13 protein-coding genes are annotated in these 15,418 nt (G+C 62.7%); 10 read left to right on the top strand and 3 right to left on the bottom strand.

From position 1 onward, the window contains the following. Positions 1–145 precede the first annotated feature (145 nt). A complete protein-coding gene (locus tag J2W46_RS04315; protein WP_310351567.1) occupies positions 146–2,107 on the top strand; it encodes a PhoX family protein in 1,962 nt (653 codons plus the stop codon). Between the two features lie 36 nt (positions 2,108–2,143). On the opposite strand, the gene J2W46_RS04310 is transcribed toward J2W46_RS04315, so the two are convergent. Beyond that, positions 2,144–2,602, bottom strand: a complete 459-nt coding sequence (locus J2W46_RS04310; protein ID WP_310351564.1) for a hypothetical protein — start codon at positions 2,600–2,602, stop codon at positions 2,144–2,146. A 278-nt stretch (positions 2,603–2,880) separates the two neighbouring features. Between J2W46_RS04310 and J2W46_RS04305 the strand changes: the two genes are divergently transcribed. The 6 genes from J2W46_RS04305 (at position 2,881) to ggt (ending at position 9,668) form a co-directional block, all read left to right on the top strand. Continuing rightward, complete coding sequence (locus tag J2W46_RS04305; RefSeq protein WP_027804410.1) at positions 2,881–3,582, top strand: CDP-alcohol phosphatidyltransferase family protein; 702 nt, start codon at positions 2,881–2,883, stop codon at positions 3,580–3,582. Continuing rightward, positions 3,579–4,412 carry a HalD/BesD family halogenase gene (locus J2W46_RS04300; protein WP_020066642.1) on the top strand — a complete coding sequence of 278 codons (834 nt, stop codon included), beginning with the start codon at positions 3,579–3,581 and terminating at the stop codon, positions 4,410–4,412. The genes J2W46_RS04305 and J2W46_RS04300 overlap by 4 nt, the downstream gene beginning before the upstream one ends. Further along, on the top strand, positions 4,409–5,428 hold the full coding sequence (locus J2W46_RS04295) for a flippase-like domain-containing protein (RefSeq protein ID WP_310351562.1): 1,020 nt from the start codon (positions 4,409–4,411) through the stop codon (positions 5,426–5,428). Before J2W46_RS04300 ends, J2W46_RS04295 begins: the two co-directional genes overlap by 4 nt. Positions 5,429–5,455: 27 nt before the next feature. Then, a complete protein-coding gene (locus tag J2W46_RS04290; RefSeq protein ID WP_020066640.1) occupies positions 5,456–6,220 on the top strand; it encodes a phosphocholine cytidylyltransferase family protein in 765 nt (254 codons plus the stop codon). Between the two features lie 52 nt (positions 6,221–6,272). Further along, positions 6,273–7,790 (top strand): MFS transporter, encoded by a 1,518-nt coding sequence (locus J2W46_RS04285; RefSeq protein ID WP_310351560.1) that lies wholly within the window; start codon positions 6,273–6,275, stop codon positions 7,788–7,790. A 144-nt stretch (positions 7,791–7,934) separates the two neighbouring features. Then, on the top strand, positions 7,935–9,668 hold the full coding sequence (gene ggt / locus J2W46_RS04280; protein WP_020066638.1) for a gamma-glutamyltransferase: 1,734 nt from the start codon (positions 7,935–7,937) through the stop codon (positions 9,666–9,668). A gap of 99 nt (positions 9,669–9,767) precedes the next feature. Here ggt and J2W46_RS04275 read toward each other — a convergent pair whose 3' ends face one another. Beyond that, entirely contained in the window at positions 9,768–10,808 is a 1,041-nt protein-coding gene (locus J2W46_RS04275) for a S1C family serine protease (RefSeq protein ID WP_020066637.1), read from the bottom strand. Positions 10,809–11,020: 212 nt separating this feature from the next. Here J2W46_RS04275 and J2W46_RS04270 point away from each other — a divergent pair, with 212 nt between their 5' ends. Further along, the gene (locus J2W46_RS04270; protein ID WP_020066636.1) at positions 11,021–11,455 is read left to right on the top strand and encodes a VOC family protein; all 435 of its coding nucleotides are present in this window, start codon (positions 11,021–11,023) and stop codon (positions 11,453–11,455) included. 139 nt (positions 11,456–11,594) lie between these two features. Continuing rightward, the gene (gene ppk2, locus J2W46_RS04265; RefSeq protein ID WP_020066635.1) at positions 11,595–12,521 is read left to right on the top strand and encodes a polyphosphate kinase 2; all 927 of its coding nucleotides are present in this window, start codon (positions 11,595–11,597) and stop codon (positions 12,519–12,521) included. Positions 12,522–12,639: 118 nt separating this feature from the next. Here the strand turns inward: ppk2 and J2W46_RS04260 are convergent, their stop codons facing one another. Then, positions 12,640–14,226 (bottom strand): inorganic phosphate transporter, encoded by a 1,587-nt coding sequence (locus J2W46_RS04260; RefSeq protein WP_310351557.1) that lies wholly within the window; start codon positions 14,224–14,226, stop codon positions 12,640–12,642. A gap of 217 nt (positions 14,227–14,443) precedes the next feature. On the opposite strand from J2W46_RS04260, the gene J2W46_RS04255 reads away from it, so the two are divergent. Further along, positions 14,444–15,325 carry a CHAD domain-containing protein gene (locus tag J2W46_RS04255; protein ID WP_310351554.1) on the top strand — a complete coding sequence of 294 codons (882 nt, stop codon included), beginning with the start codon at positions 14,444–14,446 and terminating at the stop codon, positions 15,323–15,325. The last annotated feature ends 93 nt before the right edge of the window (positions 15,326–15,418 follow it).

Here is a 15,418-nt window from a genome sequence, read left to right as displayed (position 1 = left end):
CATTACCAACGGCTGTCAATATACTTTCACATTCGCTTCATAGAATCCTCGCGTCATAGCGGCGCGAGCGCGAACCCTGCGGTCTGAATCCCAGTCGTGCCGGCTGTGAGCTATCCACGCCACCCACAACCAGGATTACGACAACATGGCTGAGCCGTTCGACCCTTCCCGCCGCAAGGCCCTGAAACTGTTCTCCGGCGTGCCGATGTTGCCGATGTTCCCGTTGGGCGGTCTCGCCACGGCTTCCATGCTGAGCGGGTGCGGCGGCAGCGACGACCTCGCGACGCCGGCCAAGCCGGTCGCCAGTTTCGTGTCGGCGGCTTTCAGCGCAATGGCGGCGCCGACGCTGGCCGATCCCGCCGCAATGGCGAAAACCACGGTGGGCTCTTCGCTGACCGTGCAGTTGAGCGACGGCAGCAGCCGCACGTTCAAGCTCTCATACCAGCCGTTCTTCGTTACCGGCGACATGGTGCCGAACATCAAGGGCGGGACGATTCTTGCCGGCGGCTACGTGGACATCAACAATCAGCCGATCATCGACAAATCGGTTGCGGGCAAGGAGCGTCAGTTCTACTCCGATTGCCCGGACGGCAGTTCGCTGATTCGTCTCGACAATCCGGCCGTGAAGGGAATCAAAGGCAACGCCGTGTTCGCAGTCGTGCAGTTCGAGTACGCGACGCGCGACCAGAGCCTCGTGTCGATGTACGGTCAGTTGCCGTCGCCGATCGCCGTGCTGACGCTCGACCAGGACCCGGCCACCGGCAAGCTCACGCTCGTCGGCTATCACAACGTCGATACGTCGAAAGTGCATGGCTTGTGGATCACCTGCGGCGCAAGCCTGTCGCCGTGGAATACGCATTTGTCGAGCGAAGAGTACGAGCCGGACGCTGCGACTATCTCCTCAAATAGCCAGTTCAAGGGCTTTAGCCGCAACCTGTTCGGCAGCGAGACGACGGCGAATCCGTATCACTATGGCCATTTGCCCGAGGTCACCGTCAACCCGGACGGCACCGGCACGATCAAAAAGCACTACTGCCTTGGCCGCATTTCGCACGAACTGGTTCAGGTGATGCCGGACAAGCGCACGGTGCTGATGGGCGACGACGCCACCAACGGCGGGCTCTTCATGTTTGTTGCCGACCGTGAGGCCGACCTGTCGGCGGGCACGCTCTATGTGGCGAAGTGGACGCAGGTGTCGTCAAGCGGTGCGGGCGCGGCAACGCTTTCGTGGATCAACCTGGGCCATGCAACCAGCGACGAAATCGAGTCGCTCGCAAACACGCTGACCGCGGCCGACATCATGGACGTCAAGACCGCCGATCCGCTTGACACGTCGTACACGAAGATCAATTTCAACGGTACGTTCAACTGGATCCGCGTGAAGCCGGGCATGACCAAAGCCGCGACTTTCCTCGAGACGCATCGCTACGCGGCGCTCGTCGGCGGCAGCATGGGCTTCACAAAACTCGAAGGCACGACCGTCAATATCAAGGACAAGGTGCTGTATTCGGCGATGTCGCGTGTCGAGAAATCGATGGTGCGGGGCAATGCCGCGTCGACGGACGTGGCAGTCGACAAAGCCATCAGCGCCGGTGCGGTCTACGCGCTCAATATGAAAGGCGGCCAGACCGACCGCAGCGGCGGCGCGATCAATAGCAACTGGGTGCCGGTCGATATGGCGGCGCCCGCGGCGCTCGTCGGCGAAGACCTGTCAACCGCCGACGCGCTCGGCAACACGGCGAACGCCGACCGTATCGCGAACCCGGACAACCTCAAGTTTTCGGAAAAGTTGCGAACGCTCTTCATCGGCGAAGACAGCAGCATGCACGTGAACAACTTCCTGTGGGCATACAACGTCGACACGAAGACGCTCTCGCGCGTGCTGTCGTGTCCGGCGGGCGCGGAGTCGACGGGCCTGCACGCCGTCGACGAGATCAACGGCTGGACCTACGTGATGAGCAACTTCCAGCACGTGGGCGATTGGGAAAGCCCGTTGCACGACAAGGTCAAGGCCGCGCTCGATCCGCTCGTGCGGGCCAACTATAAGGACCGCTTCGGCGCGACGGTCGGCTATCTGACGGCCGATCCGACGTCGATCAAGTTGTAATTTGGTGAGAGGCGGCGCGGATAGTGAAGCGCCGCCTCAACTTCGCTTGCAGAAGATCGCCGTGATGAGCGGCGCTACGCGGTGCACGATTGCCGTGCCGCCGGTCGCCGTCACGGCGGCCCGTACCTTCGATTCGCTCCCGAACACGACCACGCCGTACGCCGAGCGTGCAACCGGCTCGCCTTCTCCAACGCGGAACATGGGATCGTCCTTCTCATACCCGACCACCGCGAAAATGTGAAAGCCGAACGCGGTCAGGTCCGCCCCTTGCGCGGGAGAAAATGCGTTGATCGAGTTGCTTTCGACGCGGGTCGGCTTCGGGTCGATCAATTGATTGCCGGCAAGATCGGCGATGAATTGATGACCGCTTTCATTGCAGGCAAGCGGCGCGTCGAGCGCGGTCGCGCAAGCGGCTAGCGGCATCGCGAGGGCGGCGGCAACGAGTGCGGCTATACAGAAGACGCGCGAAGCGGCAGATGGAAAAAAGCGTTTCATAGGCGAAAGGCGGCGAATTCGAGTACTGCGATGTGGTGCGCTGTAGTGCGTGCACAACGGGTCGCACGGATAAAAACAAATCCCGCGCAAAACGCGAAGACGGTCTGACATCGAGGCTATTCGCGGAGGCAGGCGCAACAGGATTCGCACTTTATCGCGATTCGGCAAATCCTGCTTCATGTATGGGCAGTCGGCAAACCGTTCGCGAGTCCGATCAGGCACAAAGAAACGAACGCGAAGAAAGCAATCTTTCTCGATCCCGTATATATTTCCGGGTTATGAATTCGCGACCCCAGACTCCAATTAATGTTCCGCCGCCCCGAACCTGGGACGCGCGGTTAGCCCGCCGGCTCGTGACACCGCTTGTTAACACGCGTGTCGCGCCCAATCATCTGACCACGCTGCGTCTGCTGATCGGCGTCGCAGGCGCGCTGTGCCTCGCGCGCGGCGGTTTCGCGTGGTCCAATGCCGGCGCGGTTCTGATCGTTCTGTCCAACTTCGTCGACCATACCGATGGCGAGCTCGCGCGCATCAGCGGCAAGTCGAGCCGGATCGGTCATTTTTACGACCTCGCTTGCGATGCACTCGTCACCGTCATGCTGTTTATCGGCATGGGTATGGGCATGAGCGCGTCGAATATCGGCGGGCTTACGGTCGCACCGGGTTGGCTGGGCGCGATTGCCGGCATTGCCGTCGCGCTGATTTTCTTCCTGCGCATGCGCATCGAGGAAATGGCCGGCAAGGCTGGCACGAAGCAGGCCGCCGTGGGCGGCTTCGAAACAGAAGACGTGTTGTACCTGCTGCCCATCGTCACGCTGACGAGCGTCGTGATGCCGTTCGTCGTGGCCGCCTCGATCGGCGCACCGCTCTTCGCCGTGTGGGTGATGATCGACTATTGGCGCGTCTCGCGCCGTACCGCGCAGCCGGCTGCAGCTGGCGCGGGTGCTTCTGAAACCCATCAAGTATTGGCTGGCAAATGAGTACACACGCCGAAGACGACGTGGCCGCATCGATTCACACAGAACATGCCGTGCCCGCGATGCAGGCGGCGCCCGCTGCGCCGGACGCCGACCGTGCGCTCGCGAGCCGCACGCGCACGTTCGACAATCCGCGCTTGCGCAAGGACTTCGCCGAGCAGGGCGCATTTCTCTATCTGGAAGATTTCCTCGCGCCGGAAGTCACTGCGCAACTGGTGCACAGCGCGCGTGCGCTGCTCGACGAGGTCAACCGCAACTACCTGCCGGGCCACAAGCAGGGCGGCAGCGTGAGCCGTCATACGATCGACCGTCTTGCGCCGTTCATCGCCGAACTGTATCGCTCGAAGGAACTGATCGGCTGGCTTGAACAGCTGAGCGGCGACAAGCTGCAAGTGTCGCCAGCGGACGATCCGCACGCGTACGCGCTGTATTACTACACGCGGCCAGGCGATCACATTGGCTGGCACTACGACACTTCGTACTATGACGGCCGCCGTTACACGCTTCTGCTTGGCGTAATCGACGAATCGTCGTGCCGTCTCGACTATGAATTGCACACGCGCAATCCGGATGTGCCGGATCAGCCCGGCTCGGTGCAGATTCCGCCTGGCGGCCTCGTGTTTTTCGACGGCGACAAGCTGCGTCATCGCATCACGCCGGCCGGGCCAAACGAGATGCGTGTGTCGCTCACTTTTGAATACGTCACCGATCCGAACATGCGTCCGTGGCGTCGTCTGATTTCCAACATGAAAGACGCCATTGCGTATTTCGGCTTCCGCCAGGTGTTTCGTCAAATGACTCAGGCGAAACCTCGCGACAAGGACCGCGCATGAGTCGCGCTGCCCTGATTCTGCTGTCGATCGGGACGGCGCTGTTTGTCGGCCTGCTCGCGTGGCAGGGTTTCGGTTCGGTGGTGTCGACGCTGCTCGCCGCCGGTTGGGGGCTCGCGCTCGTCGCCGCGTTTCACGTGGTGCCGCTCGCGCTCGACGCCGGCGCAATCTCGGTGCTGTTGCCGCGCGGCCGGGACGGCGGGCGCCACCACCTGTCGGTGCGTGACGCGCTGTTCGCTCGCTGGATCGGCGAATCTGTGAACAGTCTGCTGCCGGCCGGCCAGATCGGCGGGCCGGTGGTGATGGTGCGGCAGCTGTCGCAGCGCGGCATGCCGATGCGCGACGCGGCCGCGGCCATCACCGTGAGCACGACCGCCCAGGCACTCGCACAAATCATCTTCGCGCTCTTCGGGCTGCTGATGTTCGGCGCTTACGCGGCACATGGCGCGCTGCACGACCTCCAAACCGCCACGCTCATTGCAACGGCGGTGCTTGGCGGCATGATCGTCGGCTTTTATTATGCGCAACGGCGCGGGCTGTTCGGCCGGCTGCTCGGCGTGGCATCGAAACTGTTCGGCAAACGCGACTGGTCCGGGCTGATGACACGCGCCGAAGCCGTCGACGCCGCCGTGCAGGCCATGTACCGCGAGCGGGCCCGCGTGGCCGCGAGCTTTGCGTTGAGTCTTGCTGGCTGGATCGTCGGTACCATGGAAGTCTGGCTCGCGCTGCGTTTTCTCGGCCATCCGGTCGACTGGGTCGACGCGCTGCTGCTCGAAAGCGTCGGTCAGGCGATTCGTGGCGCGGCCTTCATGATTCCCGGCTCGCTCGGCGTGCAGGAAGGCGGCTACTTGCTGCTTGCGCCGCTGGTGGGTCTGCCGCCCGATGCGGCGCTCGCGTTGTCGCTGACCAAGCGCGCGCGCGAAATCCTGCTAGGCTTGCCGGGTCTGCTGGTCTTGCACTTCAGCGAACGAAGCTGGCAAAGGCGGCGCGCCCTTGGGCGCGTTCCCGCTGTCGATTAAACTCCGTATCTTTTCAAAGGACCGCGCATGCGTGCCATCATCCTCGCTGCGGGCCTCGGCCTGCGTCTCCAGCAACCGCCGGAAGCCCAGTTCCCGAAGTGCCTGTTGCAGTTCGACGGTATGAGCCTGCTCGAACGGCATCTGCAGATGCTCGAAACCGCCGGCGTAACAGAAGTCGTGCTGGCGCTCGGTTTCCAGCCCGAGTCGGTGCAGGCGGAACTGGCGCGCATCAACTGGCCGCACGAAGTTGAAACGGTGCTGAACACGCGTTACGACCTGGGCAGCGTGTTGACGGTGCACACGGTGGCCGAGGCGCTGACGCGGGGCGGCGACGTGCTGCTGATGGACGCCGACGTGCTGTACGACGAGCGCATCCTGAGCGCGCTGGTCGCGGGCGAGACCGTCAACCGTCTGTTGATCGACCGCGATTTCGAAGCCGGCGACGAGCCCGTGAAGCTGTGCCTGAAAGACGGCGTGCCGGTCGAGTTGCGCAAGCAGCTGGCGGTCAATCTGGAGTACGACACCATCGGCGAGTCGGTCGGCTTTTTCCGCTTCCGTCAGGAAACGGCCGAGCGCTTTGCGCAGATCGTGGCGGGCTATATCGACAGCGGCCGGGCGAATCTGCCGCACGAAGAAGCTGTGCGCGACCTGCTGCTGGAACGCAGCCAGGTGTTCGACACGGCCGACGTCACCGGCGCGCCGTGGATCGAAATCGACTTCCCGAACGACGTCGCCCGTGCGACCACGGAGATCCTGCCGCAGTTGCAGCCGCTCGTCAGCGCGTCGCGTTGATATCCGCTTGACATCCGCTTGACCGCGAGACACTCAGCAAAAAGCCGGCTCAATGCCGGCTTTTTGTCGTTCAAGGGCTAACCAGCGCGCATCGCAACCTGCATTGCCGCTGCAATGCCATAATCGACGCTTTATATCGACGGCCTTGCCAACCGTCGCCCTGCCAATGCCTTTCGCTTTAGGCGCTTTCATTGTTCCGCTGATCGTCGCGTGTGCGATGTTCATGGAAAACGTGGACGGCACGGTCATCGTGACGTCGCTGCCCGTTCTGGCGCGCGATCTCGGTCAGGACCCCATCACCCTCAAGCTGGCTGTCACCGCGTATGTGATCGGCCTCGGCGTCTTCATTCCGATCTGCGGCTGGGTCGCGGACCGTTTCGGTTCGCGCACCGTGTTTCGCACGGCCATCGGCATCTTCATGGCAGGCTCGCTGATGTGCGCGGCGTCCACCTCGCTCGGCATGTTCGTGGCCGCCCGCTTCGTGCAAGGCATTGGCGGCGCGATGATGGTGCCGGTTGGGCGCATCATCATCTTCCGTTCGGTGCCGAAATCGGACTTCATACGCGCGGTTAATTATCTGACGGTGCCCGCGCTGCTCGGGCCTGTGGTCGGGCCGCCGCTCGGAGGCTTCATCACCACGTATCTGCATTGGCGCCTGATCTTCTTCGTCAATATTCCGATTGGTCTGCTCGGCATCTGGCTCGCCAACAAGCACATCGCCAACGTGCGAGAAGCGCATCCAGGCCGGCTCGACTGGACCGGCTTCCTGTTGTCCGCGAGCGGCGCGTCGCTGTTCATGCTGGGGCTTTCGCTGGTGGGCGGCGAGCTGGTGCCGAACGTCGTATCGATCGGCATGTGCGCTGTGGGTGTCGTGTTGCTGGTGGGTTACGTGCTGTACGCGAATCGCGTGGAGTTGCCGGTGCTCGATCTGCGCCTTTTGCGTATTCCGAGTTTTCACGCAAGCGTGGCGGGCGGCTCGCTCTTTCGCATCGGTCTCGGCGCCGTGCCGTTCCTGTTGCCGCTTGCGTTGCAGGAAGGCCTCGGCATGACTCCGTTTCTGTCGGGTTCGATCACATGCGCGTCCGCATTCGGCTCGATCTTCATGAAGGCGGCGACCTCGCGCATACTTGGACGCTTTGGTTTTCGCACGGTGCTGATGGTCAACGCAGGCTGCGCGGGCATTGCCATCGCGATATACGGACTGTTCTTTCCCGGCACGCCGCACTGGTTGATCTGGTGCGTCGTGCTGGTCGGCGGCTTCTTTCCGTCGCTGCAGTTCACGTCGTTGAACACGTTGGCCTACGCCGATATTCCAAGCCGCGACGTGGGCCGCGCGACGAGCGTCGCAAGCGTGATCCAGCAGCTTTCACTTGGGCTGGGCGTGACGATCGCAGGCATCGTGCTGCAGATTTCGCACAACGTGCAGGGTCATTCGAGCATCGTGTTCTCGGACTTCTGGCCGGCCTTTGTCGTAGTCGGCCTGTTCTCATTCCTGTCCATTCCGGTCACGGCACGCTTGCCGCACGACGCCGGCGACGAAATCGCCCGTGGCCGCCGCGGCACGGCTTGACGCAGACACGCGACTTACGGTTTTGTGTGCCGCAGCAGTGTTCCTACGGGCTACCGCTGCTTCGCAAAGAGCCTGTTCACATGTTATAAGCCCCAAGGGAACGGAAGTTATCGTCTGGTGAAACAGTCGTCTTGGGGGATATCAATGAAGTTGTTCCGCAACGCCAAATCGTCTGCTAGCGGATTTGCGCTGGCTGCACTGCTGTCTGTTTCGGTCGGATTTCTCGAGGCCACGCCGGCAGTCGCGAAGCCGCCCGCGAAAGCCCAGCCCGCTGTACTGACCGCGTCCGCAATCGCGGTTGCCGACGAGTACAGCGCCGACGCCGCCGAACAGATCTTCAAGGAAGGCGGCAACGCCGTCGACGCCGCGGTCGCCATCGCCTTCACGCTTGCCGTGACTTATCCGGAAGCGGGCAACATCGGCGGCGGCGGTTTCATGACGCTGTACGTGGGCGGTAAGCCGTACTTCCTCGACTATCGTGAGCGCGCGCCGCTCGCGGCGACGAAGAACATGTATCTGGACGACAAGGGCGAGGTCATCAAGGGCATGAGCCTGTACGGCTACCGTGCCGTGGGCGTGCCCGGTACCGTCGACGGCATGTGGCAGGCGCAGCGCCGCTTCGGCAAGCTGAAATGGAAACAGGTACTCGCACCGGCCATCCACTATGCACGCGACGGCTTCACGGTCAGCGAGCAACTGCAGGAGCGTCGCGACGCGGCAGCGAAAGAATTCGCCGGCAAGACGAACTTCGACACCTACTTCGGCAACCTGAAGCAAGGCGTCAACTTCAAGCAACCCGATCTTGCCGCCGTTTTGCAGCGCATTTCGGACCAGGGCGCGAAAGACTTCTACTCGGGCAAAACCGCCGACCTGATCGCGGAATCCATGCGCGGCCACGGCCTCATTACGAAGGCGGATCTGCAGCAGTACAAAGCCGTGTGGCGCCAGCCGATCCAGGCGGACTGGAAAGGCTACCGCGTGTACACCGCACCGCCTCCCAGCTCGGGCGGCATCGGCCTCGTGCAATTGTTGAAGATGAAGGCCGACCGCGAAGCCGACTTCAAGGACGTCCCGCTCAATTCGCCGCAATACATCCATCTGATTGCGGAAATTGAAAAGCGCGTGTTCGCCGACCGCGCGCAATATCTCGGTGACCCCGACTTCTACAAGGTGCCCGTCGCGCAATTGACTGACGACGCGTACCTCGCGAAGCGCGCCTCTGAGGTCAACCCGGAAACCCCGTCCGACACCAAGAGCGTGCAGCCCGGACTCGGCACGTCGATGCCGGAGAAAGCGGAAACCACGCATTTCTCGGTGGTCGACAAGTGGGGTAACGCAGTGTCGAACACCTACACGGTGAACGGTTACTTCGGTTCGGGCGTGGTCGCGGATCGCACGGGCATCGTGCTGAACGACGAGATGGACGACTTCTCCGCGAAGCCGGGCGTGGCCAACATGTTCGGCGTGGTGGGCAGCGACGCGAATTCGATCGAACCCAAAAAGCGCCCGCTGTCGTCCATGAGCCCGACGATTCTCACGAAAGACGGCAAAGTCTCGCTCGTCATCGGCACGCCGGGCGGCTCGCGCATCTTCACGTCGATCTTCCAGGTGATCAACAACATCTACGACTTCAACATGCCCTTGCCGGCAGCGGTCGGCGCGATGCGTTTCCATCACCAGTTGTTGCCGCCGAATACGATTTTCTGGGAGCCGTACCAGCCGATCGATGGCGAACTCGCCAAGCAGGTCGAAGCAAAGGGCTATACGCTGAAGGCCCAGAACTTCAACGGTGACATTCAGGCCATCAAGATCAATGACGACACGCCGGAGCCCGCAGCCGACCCTCGCGGCCGTGGCGTCACGCGGATCATTCAGTAAGCGTTTTTCGAACGGTGTGGACGGCGTGTCGATCGCGATGCGCCGTTCACGAACACAAGACCTCGCGCTCGAAAGAGCCCGAGGTTTTTTCACGCGCGATCAGCTTGCCTGTTCCACCGGTGTCAGCGTCAGTTCGAGCCGCTGCGCGCCACGCAGCACCGTCACGTTGACGGGCTTGTCGATCCGCGAAGCGTCGAGTGTGCGTTGCAGCGCATCCACGTCCTGCACCGGCAGCGAGTCGATTGCGACGATGGTGTCGTCGGTGCGCAGACCGCCCGCCGCAGCAGGACTGCCTTTCACGATTTCCATCACATGCACGGCGCTTTGCGCGCTCAAACCGAAGTAGCGCTGTACGCGTCGCGATATCGGCGTCGTCGTTCCCGCCACGCCGATATACGCTCGCCGAACGCGGCCATGCGCGAAAATCTGCATGATGACCCACTTCGCCGTGTCGATCGCGGTGGCGAAGCAGATGGCCTGCGCGCCGGGAATGATCGCGGTGTTCACACCGATCACCTGGCCCGCCGAATTGATGAGCGGGCCACCGGAATTGCCGGGATTGAGCGCGGCGTCCGTCTGGATCACGTCGTAAATCATGCGGCCGGAATTGGAGCGCAGCGAGCGGCCGAGCGCCGATACGACACCCGTCGTCACCGTTTGCGCAAGGCCGAGCGGATTGCCGACCGCAATGGCGATCTGCCCGACGCGCAGCTTCGACGAGTCGCCGAGTTCCACATGCGGCAATGGCTCGGGCGAGCCGATTCGCAGCACGGCCAGATCGCTGCCGGGGTCGTCGCCGACCAGATCGGCGTCGAACCTGGAGCCGTCGGCGAGCGTGACCTGGATGTGCGTCGCGCCATGCACGACGTGGCTGTTGGTCAGCAGGTAGCCGTCGGGCGTGAAGATGAAGCCCGAGCCCGTGCCGCCGCGAGCGCCGCGGTCGCGCATGGCGGCGCCCGCCAGCCGGCGTTCGACGGAAATGAAGGCGACGGCCTGCTGCACGCGTTCCAGCGCGCCAATGACGGTGCGCGAATAGGCGTCGAGCAGGGCGTCGTCGGATAGAGAATTGAGGTGGTTTGGCCCGGGGGCGTCGGATGCGGCGCGCGACAGGTCATCGATGAAGCGTGGACGGCTTCCCATGGCGATGCTCCGGATAAACGGAATTGCAGATGCGGGGCGCGGCTGAGCTTTTCAAGTGCGAATCCGGCTACGCCCGCGTGGCTCTCCCGGGCAGAGATGCACCGGAATCTGGCGTGCGCGGCCATCGCCGACGTCGAGCAAGCTTTCGGCGTGTGAGACACTGTGATGCCACCGCGAGCCGTCCGCGACCGCACGCCAAGGAGACCGCCGTCATGAACCTGCCCGCTCATCCATCCGGCGAGACCGATGCTTCGGCTTCGTCAGCTTCATCGTCCGGGGCCGAACCGGCCGAACCGCGGATCGAGTCGCTCAGCGCTATCACGCTCGCCACCGGCGACATGCGCGAAGCGGTGCGCTTCTACGAAGCCCTCGGTTTCCCACTCAAATTCGGCGGCGGGCAAGCCGAATTTACGTCGTTCGCGTTTGGCGGTACGTATCTGAACCTGATCGCCGATTCGCGTGCGCCGGTCAACTGGTGGGGCCGCGTGATCGTCTATGTGTCGGACGTCGATGCGATCTATCGCAAGGCGCTGGCCGCCGGATTCAAGCCCTCGCTCGAGCCCGCCGATGCGCCGTGGGGCGAGCGCTATTTTCACATCTCCGATCCGGACGGCCACGAGCTCAGCTTCGCAAAACCGTTGCGCTAGCGGGCGGCGTCGGCGTGAAACTCGCTATCATTAACAGGCTGCGGTAACACGGCTGACACCGGACGCACCGATAATCGGGCGCGCCCGCGTCGCTTTTGCCGCCGCGCGCCTGATCATTTTCGTCGCCAGGAGAGCCGCAATGAAAGAGCAGGATCCGAGACCTGAAGCCGAGTTGCTCGTGGAGCGGCAACGCCGTTTCGAGGAAGACCTCATCGACGCGTACGACGAGGAACTCGAGATGGAGGTCGACGACCGCATCCTCGACGGTGCGGAGAGCTTCACGCTTGAGCACCGCGAAGCACGCAAGATGTATTTTCGCGAACTGTTCCGCTTGCAGGGCGAACTGGTCAAATTGCAGGACTGGATCGTGCAGACGGGGCATCGTCTCGTGGTGATTTTCGAAGGGCGCGATGCTGCGGGCAAGGGTGGCGCGATCAAGCGCATTACGCAGCGGCTCAATCCGCGCGTATGCCGCGTTGCGGCATTGCCCGCACCGAACAACCGCGAGCGCACGCAATGGTATTTCCAGCGCTACGTGTCGCAGCTGCCCGCCGGTGGCGAGATGGTGCTGTTCGATCGCAGTTGGTACAACCGCGCGGGCGTCGAGCGCGTAATGAATTTTTGCACCGACGAAGAATACGAAGAGTTCTTTCGCTCGGTGCCTGAGTTCGAGAAGATGCTCGTGCGCAGCGGCGTGCAGATCGTCAAATACTGGTTCTCCATCACCGACGAAGAGCAGGAAATCCGCTTCCAGAACCGCATCCACGATCCGCTGAAGCAGTGGAAGCTCAGCCCAATGGACCTGGAAAGCCGGCGTCGCTGGGAGGCTTATACGCTCGCGAAAGAGGTGATGCTGCAACGCTCGCATATTCCCGAGGCGCCGTGGTGGGTCGTACAGGCAGTGGACAAGAAGCGGGCGCGCCTGAACTGCATTCACCATCTGCTGAGCCAGGTGCCGTATCACGAGATCGAGCATCCGCGTGTCGAATTGCCGGCGCGCGTTTATCACGACGAGTACAGCCGTCAGCCCGTGCCGGCTTCGATGATCGTGCCCGAGGTGTATTGAGCGGTTCGACCGGGCCGATATCTGAAGTAGAAGAAACGAAAAAGCGCGGCATATGCCGCGCTTTTTTCGTTATGCCGGTCCATGCATGCAGATGCATGAACGACCGCGAACGGACTGCTTAAAACACGGCGCGGAAAACCCAGTACAAGCCGGCCGCGAGCGCGATAGAGGCGGGCAGCGTCAGCACCCACGCGAGCACGAGGCTGCGCACGGTCGCCCATTGCAAGCCAGAGCCGTTGGCTGCCATCGTGCCGGCCACGCCCGAAGACAGAACGTGTGTCGTGGACACGGGCAGGCCATACATGTCGGCCGCGCCGATCGTCATCATCGCAACGAGTTCGGCCGACGCGCCCTGTCCATACGTCAGGTGCTGCTTGCCGATTTTTTCGCCGACGGTCACCACGATCCGCTTCCAGCCGACCATCGTGCCCAGGCCCAGCGCGATAGCCACCGCGACCTTCACCCACGTCGGGATGAACTTCGTGGCGTGATCGGTTTGTCCCTTGAAGTTGTTGATCGCCTTGGCGTCTTCCGGCGCAAAGGCGGGTTGCTTCGCCTTGTCCATCAGCCGAATCGCCTCCGACGCCACGTACATGTTGTTGCGCACGTTGTCGACGATGCCTTGCGGAACAGCCGCCATCGAACCGGATGTGCCGACCTGGTGCGCGATGATATCCGTGAGTTGCTTCAAGGCAGGCACCGTCGCGGGCGTCAGTTGATGCGTGCGCACATAGGCTTCGACATCGGCGCGCGGATTGGCGGAAGGCGGCGCGCCGTTCGTGTAGCGCGCGAGAGCGCCCGACGTTTGCTCCGCGACCGCGACGAACGTCTGCGTCTGAGCTGGCGTCACCGCCTTGTTCAGCGCATATGCCGTCGGCACCGTGCCGATCAGGATCAGCATGATGAGGCCCATGCCTTTCTGGCCGTCGTTCGAGCCGTGCGCAAACGAAACGCCGGTGCAGGTGAGGATCAGCAGACTGCGAATCCAGAACGGCGGCGGCTCCTTGCCCTTCGGTTCCGCATACAGCGCGGGAATGCGCACGACTGCTTTCAGGATCATTAGCAGCAGTCCGGCTGCGAGAAAACCGATGAGCGGCGAGAACAGCAACGACTTGCCCACGCCAAGCGCCTGGGTCCAGTCCACGCCACTCGTGCCGTTCACGCCGTGCATCAACTGATTCATCAGGCCGACGCCTATGATCGAGCCGATGAGCGTATGCGAACTCGACGACGGCAAGCCGAAATACCAGGTCCCGAGGTTCCAGATGATTGCCGCGATCAACAGCGCGAACACCATCGCAAAGCCCGCGCTGCTGCCCACTTGCAGGATCAGCTCGACCGGCAGCAGTTGGAGGATGCCGAACGCGACCGCGCCGCTCGAGGTCAGCACGCCCAGGAAATTCCACGCGCCGGACCACACGACCGCGAGATTCGATGCAAGCGAATGCGTGTAGATAACGGTGGCCACGGCGTTCGCGGTGTCGTGAAAGCCGTTGACGAATTCGAATCCAAGTGCGATCAGCAGGGCGACGCCGAGCAGCAGATACGGCAGGATGGAACCCTCTCGCACGGGTTGGAGATCGCCCGCGAGCTGCACACCGCAATAGCCCACGCCGGCTACGATTACGGCGAGGAAGATCACGAGACCGAGATTGCGCCCCTTGCCACTGGCCGCGCTGGGTTGCGGGTATGAAAGTTCCGGCATGAGGTGTGCCCCTGGAGGAATGTCGGTGAATTGCCGATCCTGCGGGGCATATGTGTCTGTACGATGACATCTGCATCGGCGGACGCATATGAGCGGGCATCCACCGACATTTGGCGGGCGGCGCCTTGCCTCACGGCCCGAAGCCAGCTCTGCATAGCGCACAGGAATCGTTTTTGCTACGCTGAGGATGCGGGGTACACCTTTCGGGGGAAGTTCGATGACGCGCGACAGTCGCAAGGAAAGCCGCAAGGCGGACGAAGGCGCGTCGGTCGCCGATCCGGTTGTGCAAGAGCCCACGGCGCACGCGGCGTTCGCGTCGTATGCGGCCCCGCTCGTGAACGACGCGATAGCGTTCGCGACCGCAGTACGCGAAGATCCATCGCCGGAAGCGCTGCACAAGCTGAGGGTTTCGCTCCGCCGCTTGCGGTCGTTGTGGTGGGCCTTCGCGCCGCTCCTCGAGAAGGGCGAAAACACGCGGCAGCGCGCGCTGTACAAGTATCTGGCCACTGCAGCCGGCAAAACCCGCGACTGGGACATCCTGATCGAACTGCTCGGCCAGGAAGATAGCGGTGCACGCAGCCTCGCGCCGAAGCTGGAGCAGGCGCGCGGCGATTCGCTTGCGACGAGCCGCGAAACGCTGTCGAACGCGGACGTCAAGCATCTGCTGCGCGAGGCGTTGACGAGCGCATCCACGGAGATCAATACGACGCACGAACGCGTTCCGCTGAGCAAGTTCGCGGGCAAACGGGTGGCAGCGTCGGAGCGTTCGTTGTTCAAGCGCGCGAGGCGCGCGCGCCGCGCGAAACCTTCTAATTACGCCGCTTTTCACGACGTCAGGAAAGCCGGCAAGAAGCTTCGCTATCTGCTCGAATTTTTTCAGCCGGTATTGAGCGGCAGCCACAAGCGCACGCTCAAGCGGCTCAAGCAGGTGCAAAAACGTTTCGGAACGCTAAACGATATTGTCGCGAGCGAAATGTTGCTGCGCGACAATGCGGCCTTGTTTGCCGGATCGGGCGACACCGACGCCGTGCTGCAGTGGTTGCACAAGGAGCGCAAACGCCGCATGCGTTCGGCGGCAGGACTGTTGCGCAAGCTATAGCGCGAACGCGGCCTGACACGCGGCAGGCAATGCACCCGCGCATAATTTCGAATGGCGGCCCGCACGCTCATGCGGCCCGCCTGCAATGGAGGC

This window comes from Paraburkholderia strydomiana (assembly GCF_031456815.1).
In the GTDB taxonomy this organism is placed as follows: Bacteria; Pseudomonadota; Gammaproteobacteria; order Burkholderiales; family Burkholderiaceae; genus Paraburkholderia; species Paraburkholderia caledonica.
The sequence above is the reverse complement of the archived record's forward strand: the minus strand, read 5'-3'. Positions and strand labels throughout refer to the sequence as shown.

Coding starts and splice junctions, on each gene's coding strand:
- J2W46_RS04290 (WP_020066640.1), top strand. CDS start 5,456: ATGCGTGCCATCATCCTCGCTGCGGGCCTCGGCCTGCGTCTCCAGCAA.
- ppk2 (WP_020066635.1), top strand. CDS start 11,595: ATGAAAGAGCAGGATCCGAGACCTGAAGCCGAGTTGCTCGTGGAGCGG.
- J2W46_RS04305 (WP_027804410.1), top strand. CDS start 2,881: ATGAATTCGCGACCCCAGACTCCAATTAATGTTCCGCCGCCCCGAACC.
- ggt (WP_020066638.1), top strand. CDS start 7,935: ATGAAGTTGTTCCGCAACGCCAAATCGTCTGCTAGCGGATTTGCGCTG.
- J2W46_RS04275 (WP_020066637.1), bottom strand. CDS start 10,808: ATGGGAAGCCGTCCACGCTTCATCGATGACCTGTCGCGCGCCGCATCC.
- J2W46_RS04260 (WP_310351557.1), bottom strand. CDS start 14,226: ATGCCGGAACTTTCATACCCGCAACCCAGCGCGGCCAGTGGCAAGGGG.
- J2W46_RS04295 (WP_310351562.1), top strand. CDS start 4,409: ATGAGTCGCGCTGCCCTGATTCTGCTGTCGATCGGGACGGCGCTGTTT.
- J2W46_RS04300 (WP_020066642.1), top strand. CDS start 3,579: ATGAGTACACACGCCGAAGACGACGTGGCCGCATCGATTCACACAGAA.
- J2W46_RS04310 (WP_310351564.1), bottom strand. CDS start 2,602: ATGAAACGCTTTTTTCCATCTGCCGCTTCGCGCGTCTTCTGTATAGCC.
- J2W46_RS04255 (WP_310351554.1), top strand. CDS start 14,444: ATGACGCGCGACAGTCGCAAGGAAAGCCGCAAGGCGGACGAAGGCGCG.
- J2W46_RS04315 (WP_310351567.1), top strand. CDS start 146: ATGGCTGAGCCGTTCGACCCTTCCCGCCGCAAGGCCCTGAAACTGTTC.
- J2W46_RS04270 (WP_020066636.1), top strand. CDS start 11,021: ATGAACCTGCCCGCTCATCCATCCGGCGAGACCGATGCTTCGGCTTCG.
- J2W46_RS04285 (WP_310351560.1), top strand. CDS start 6,273: ATGCCGGCTTTTTGTCGTTCAAGGGCTAACCAGCGCGCATCGCAACCT.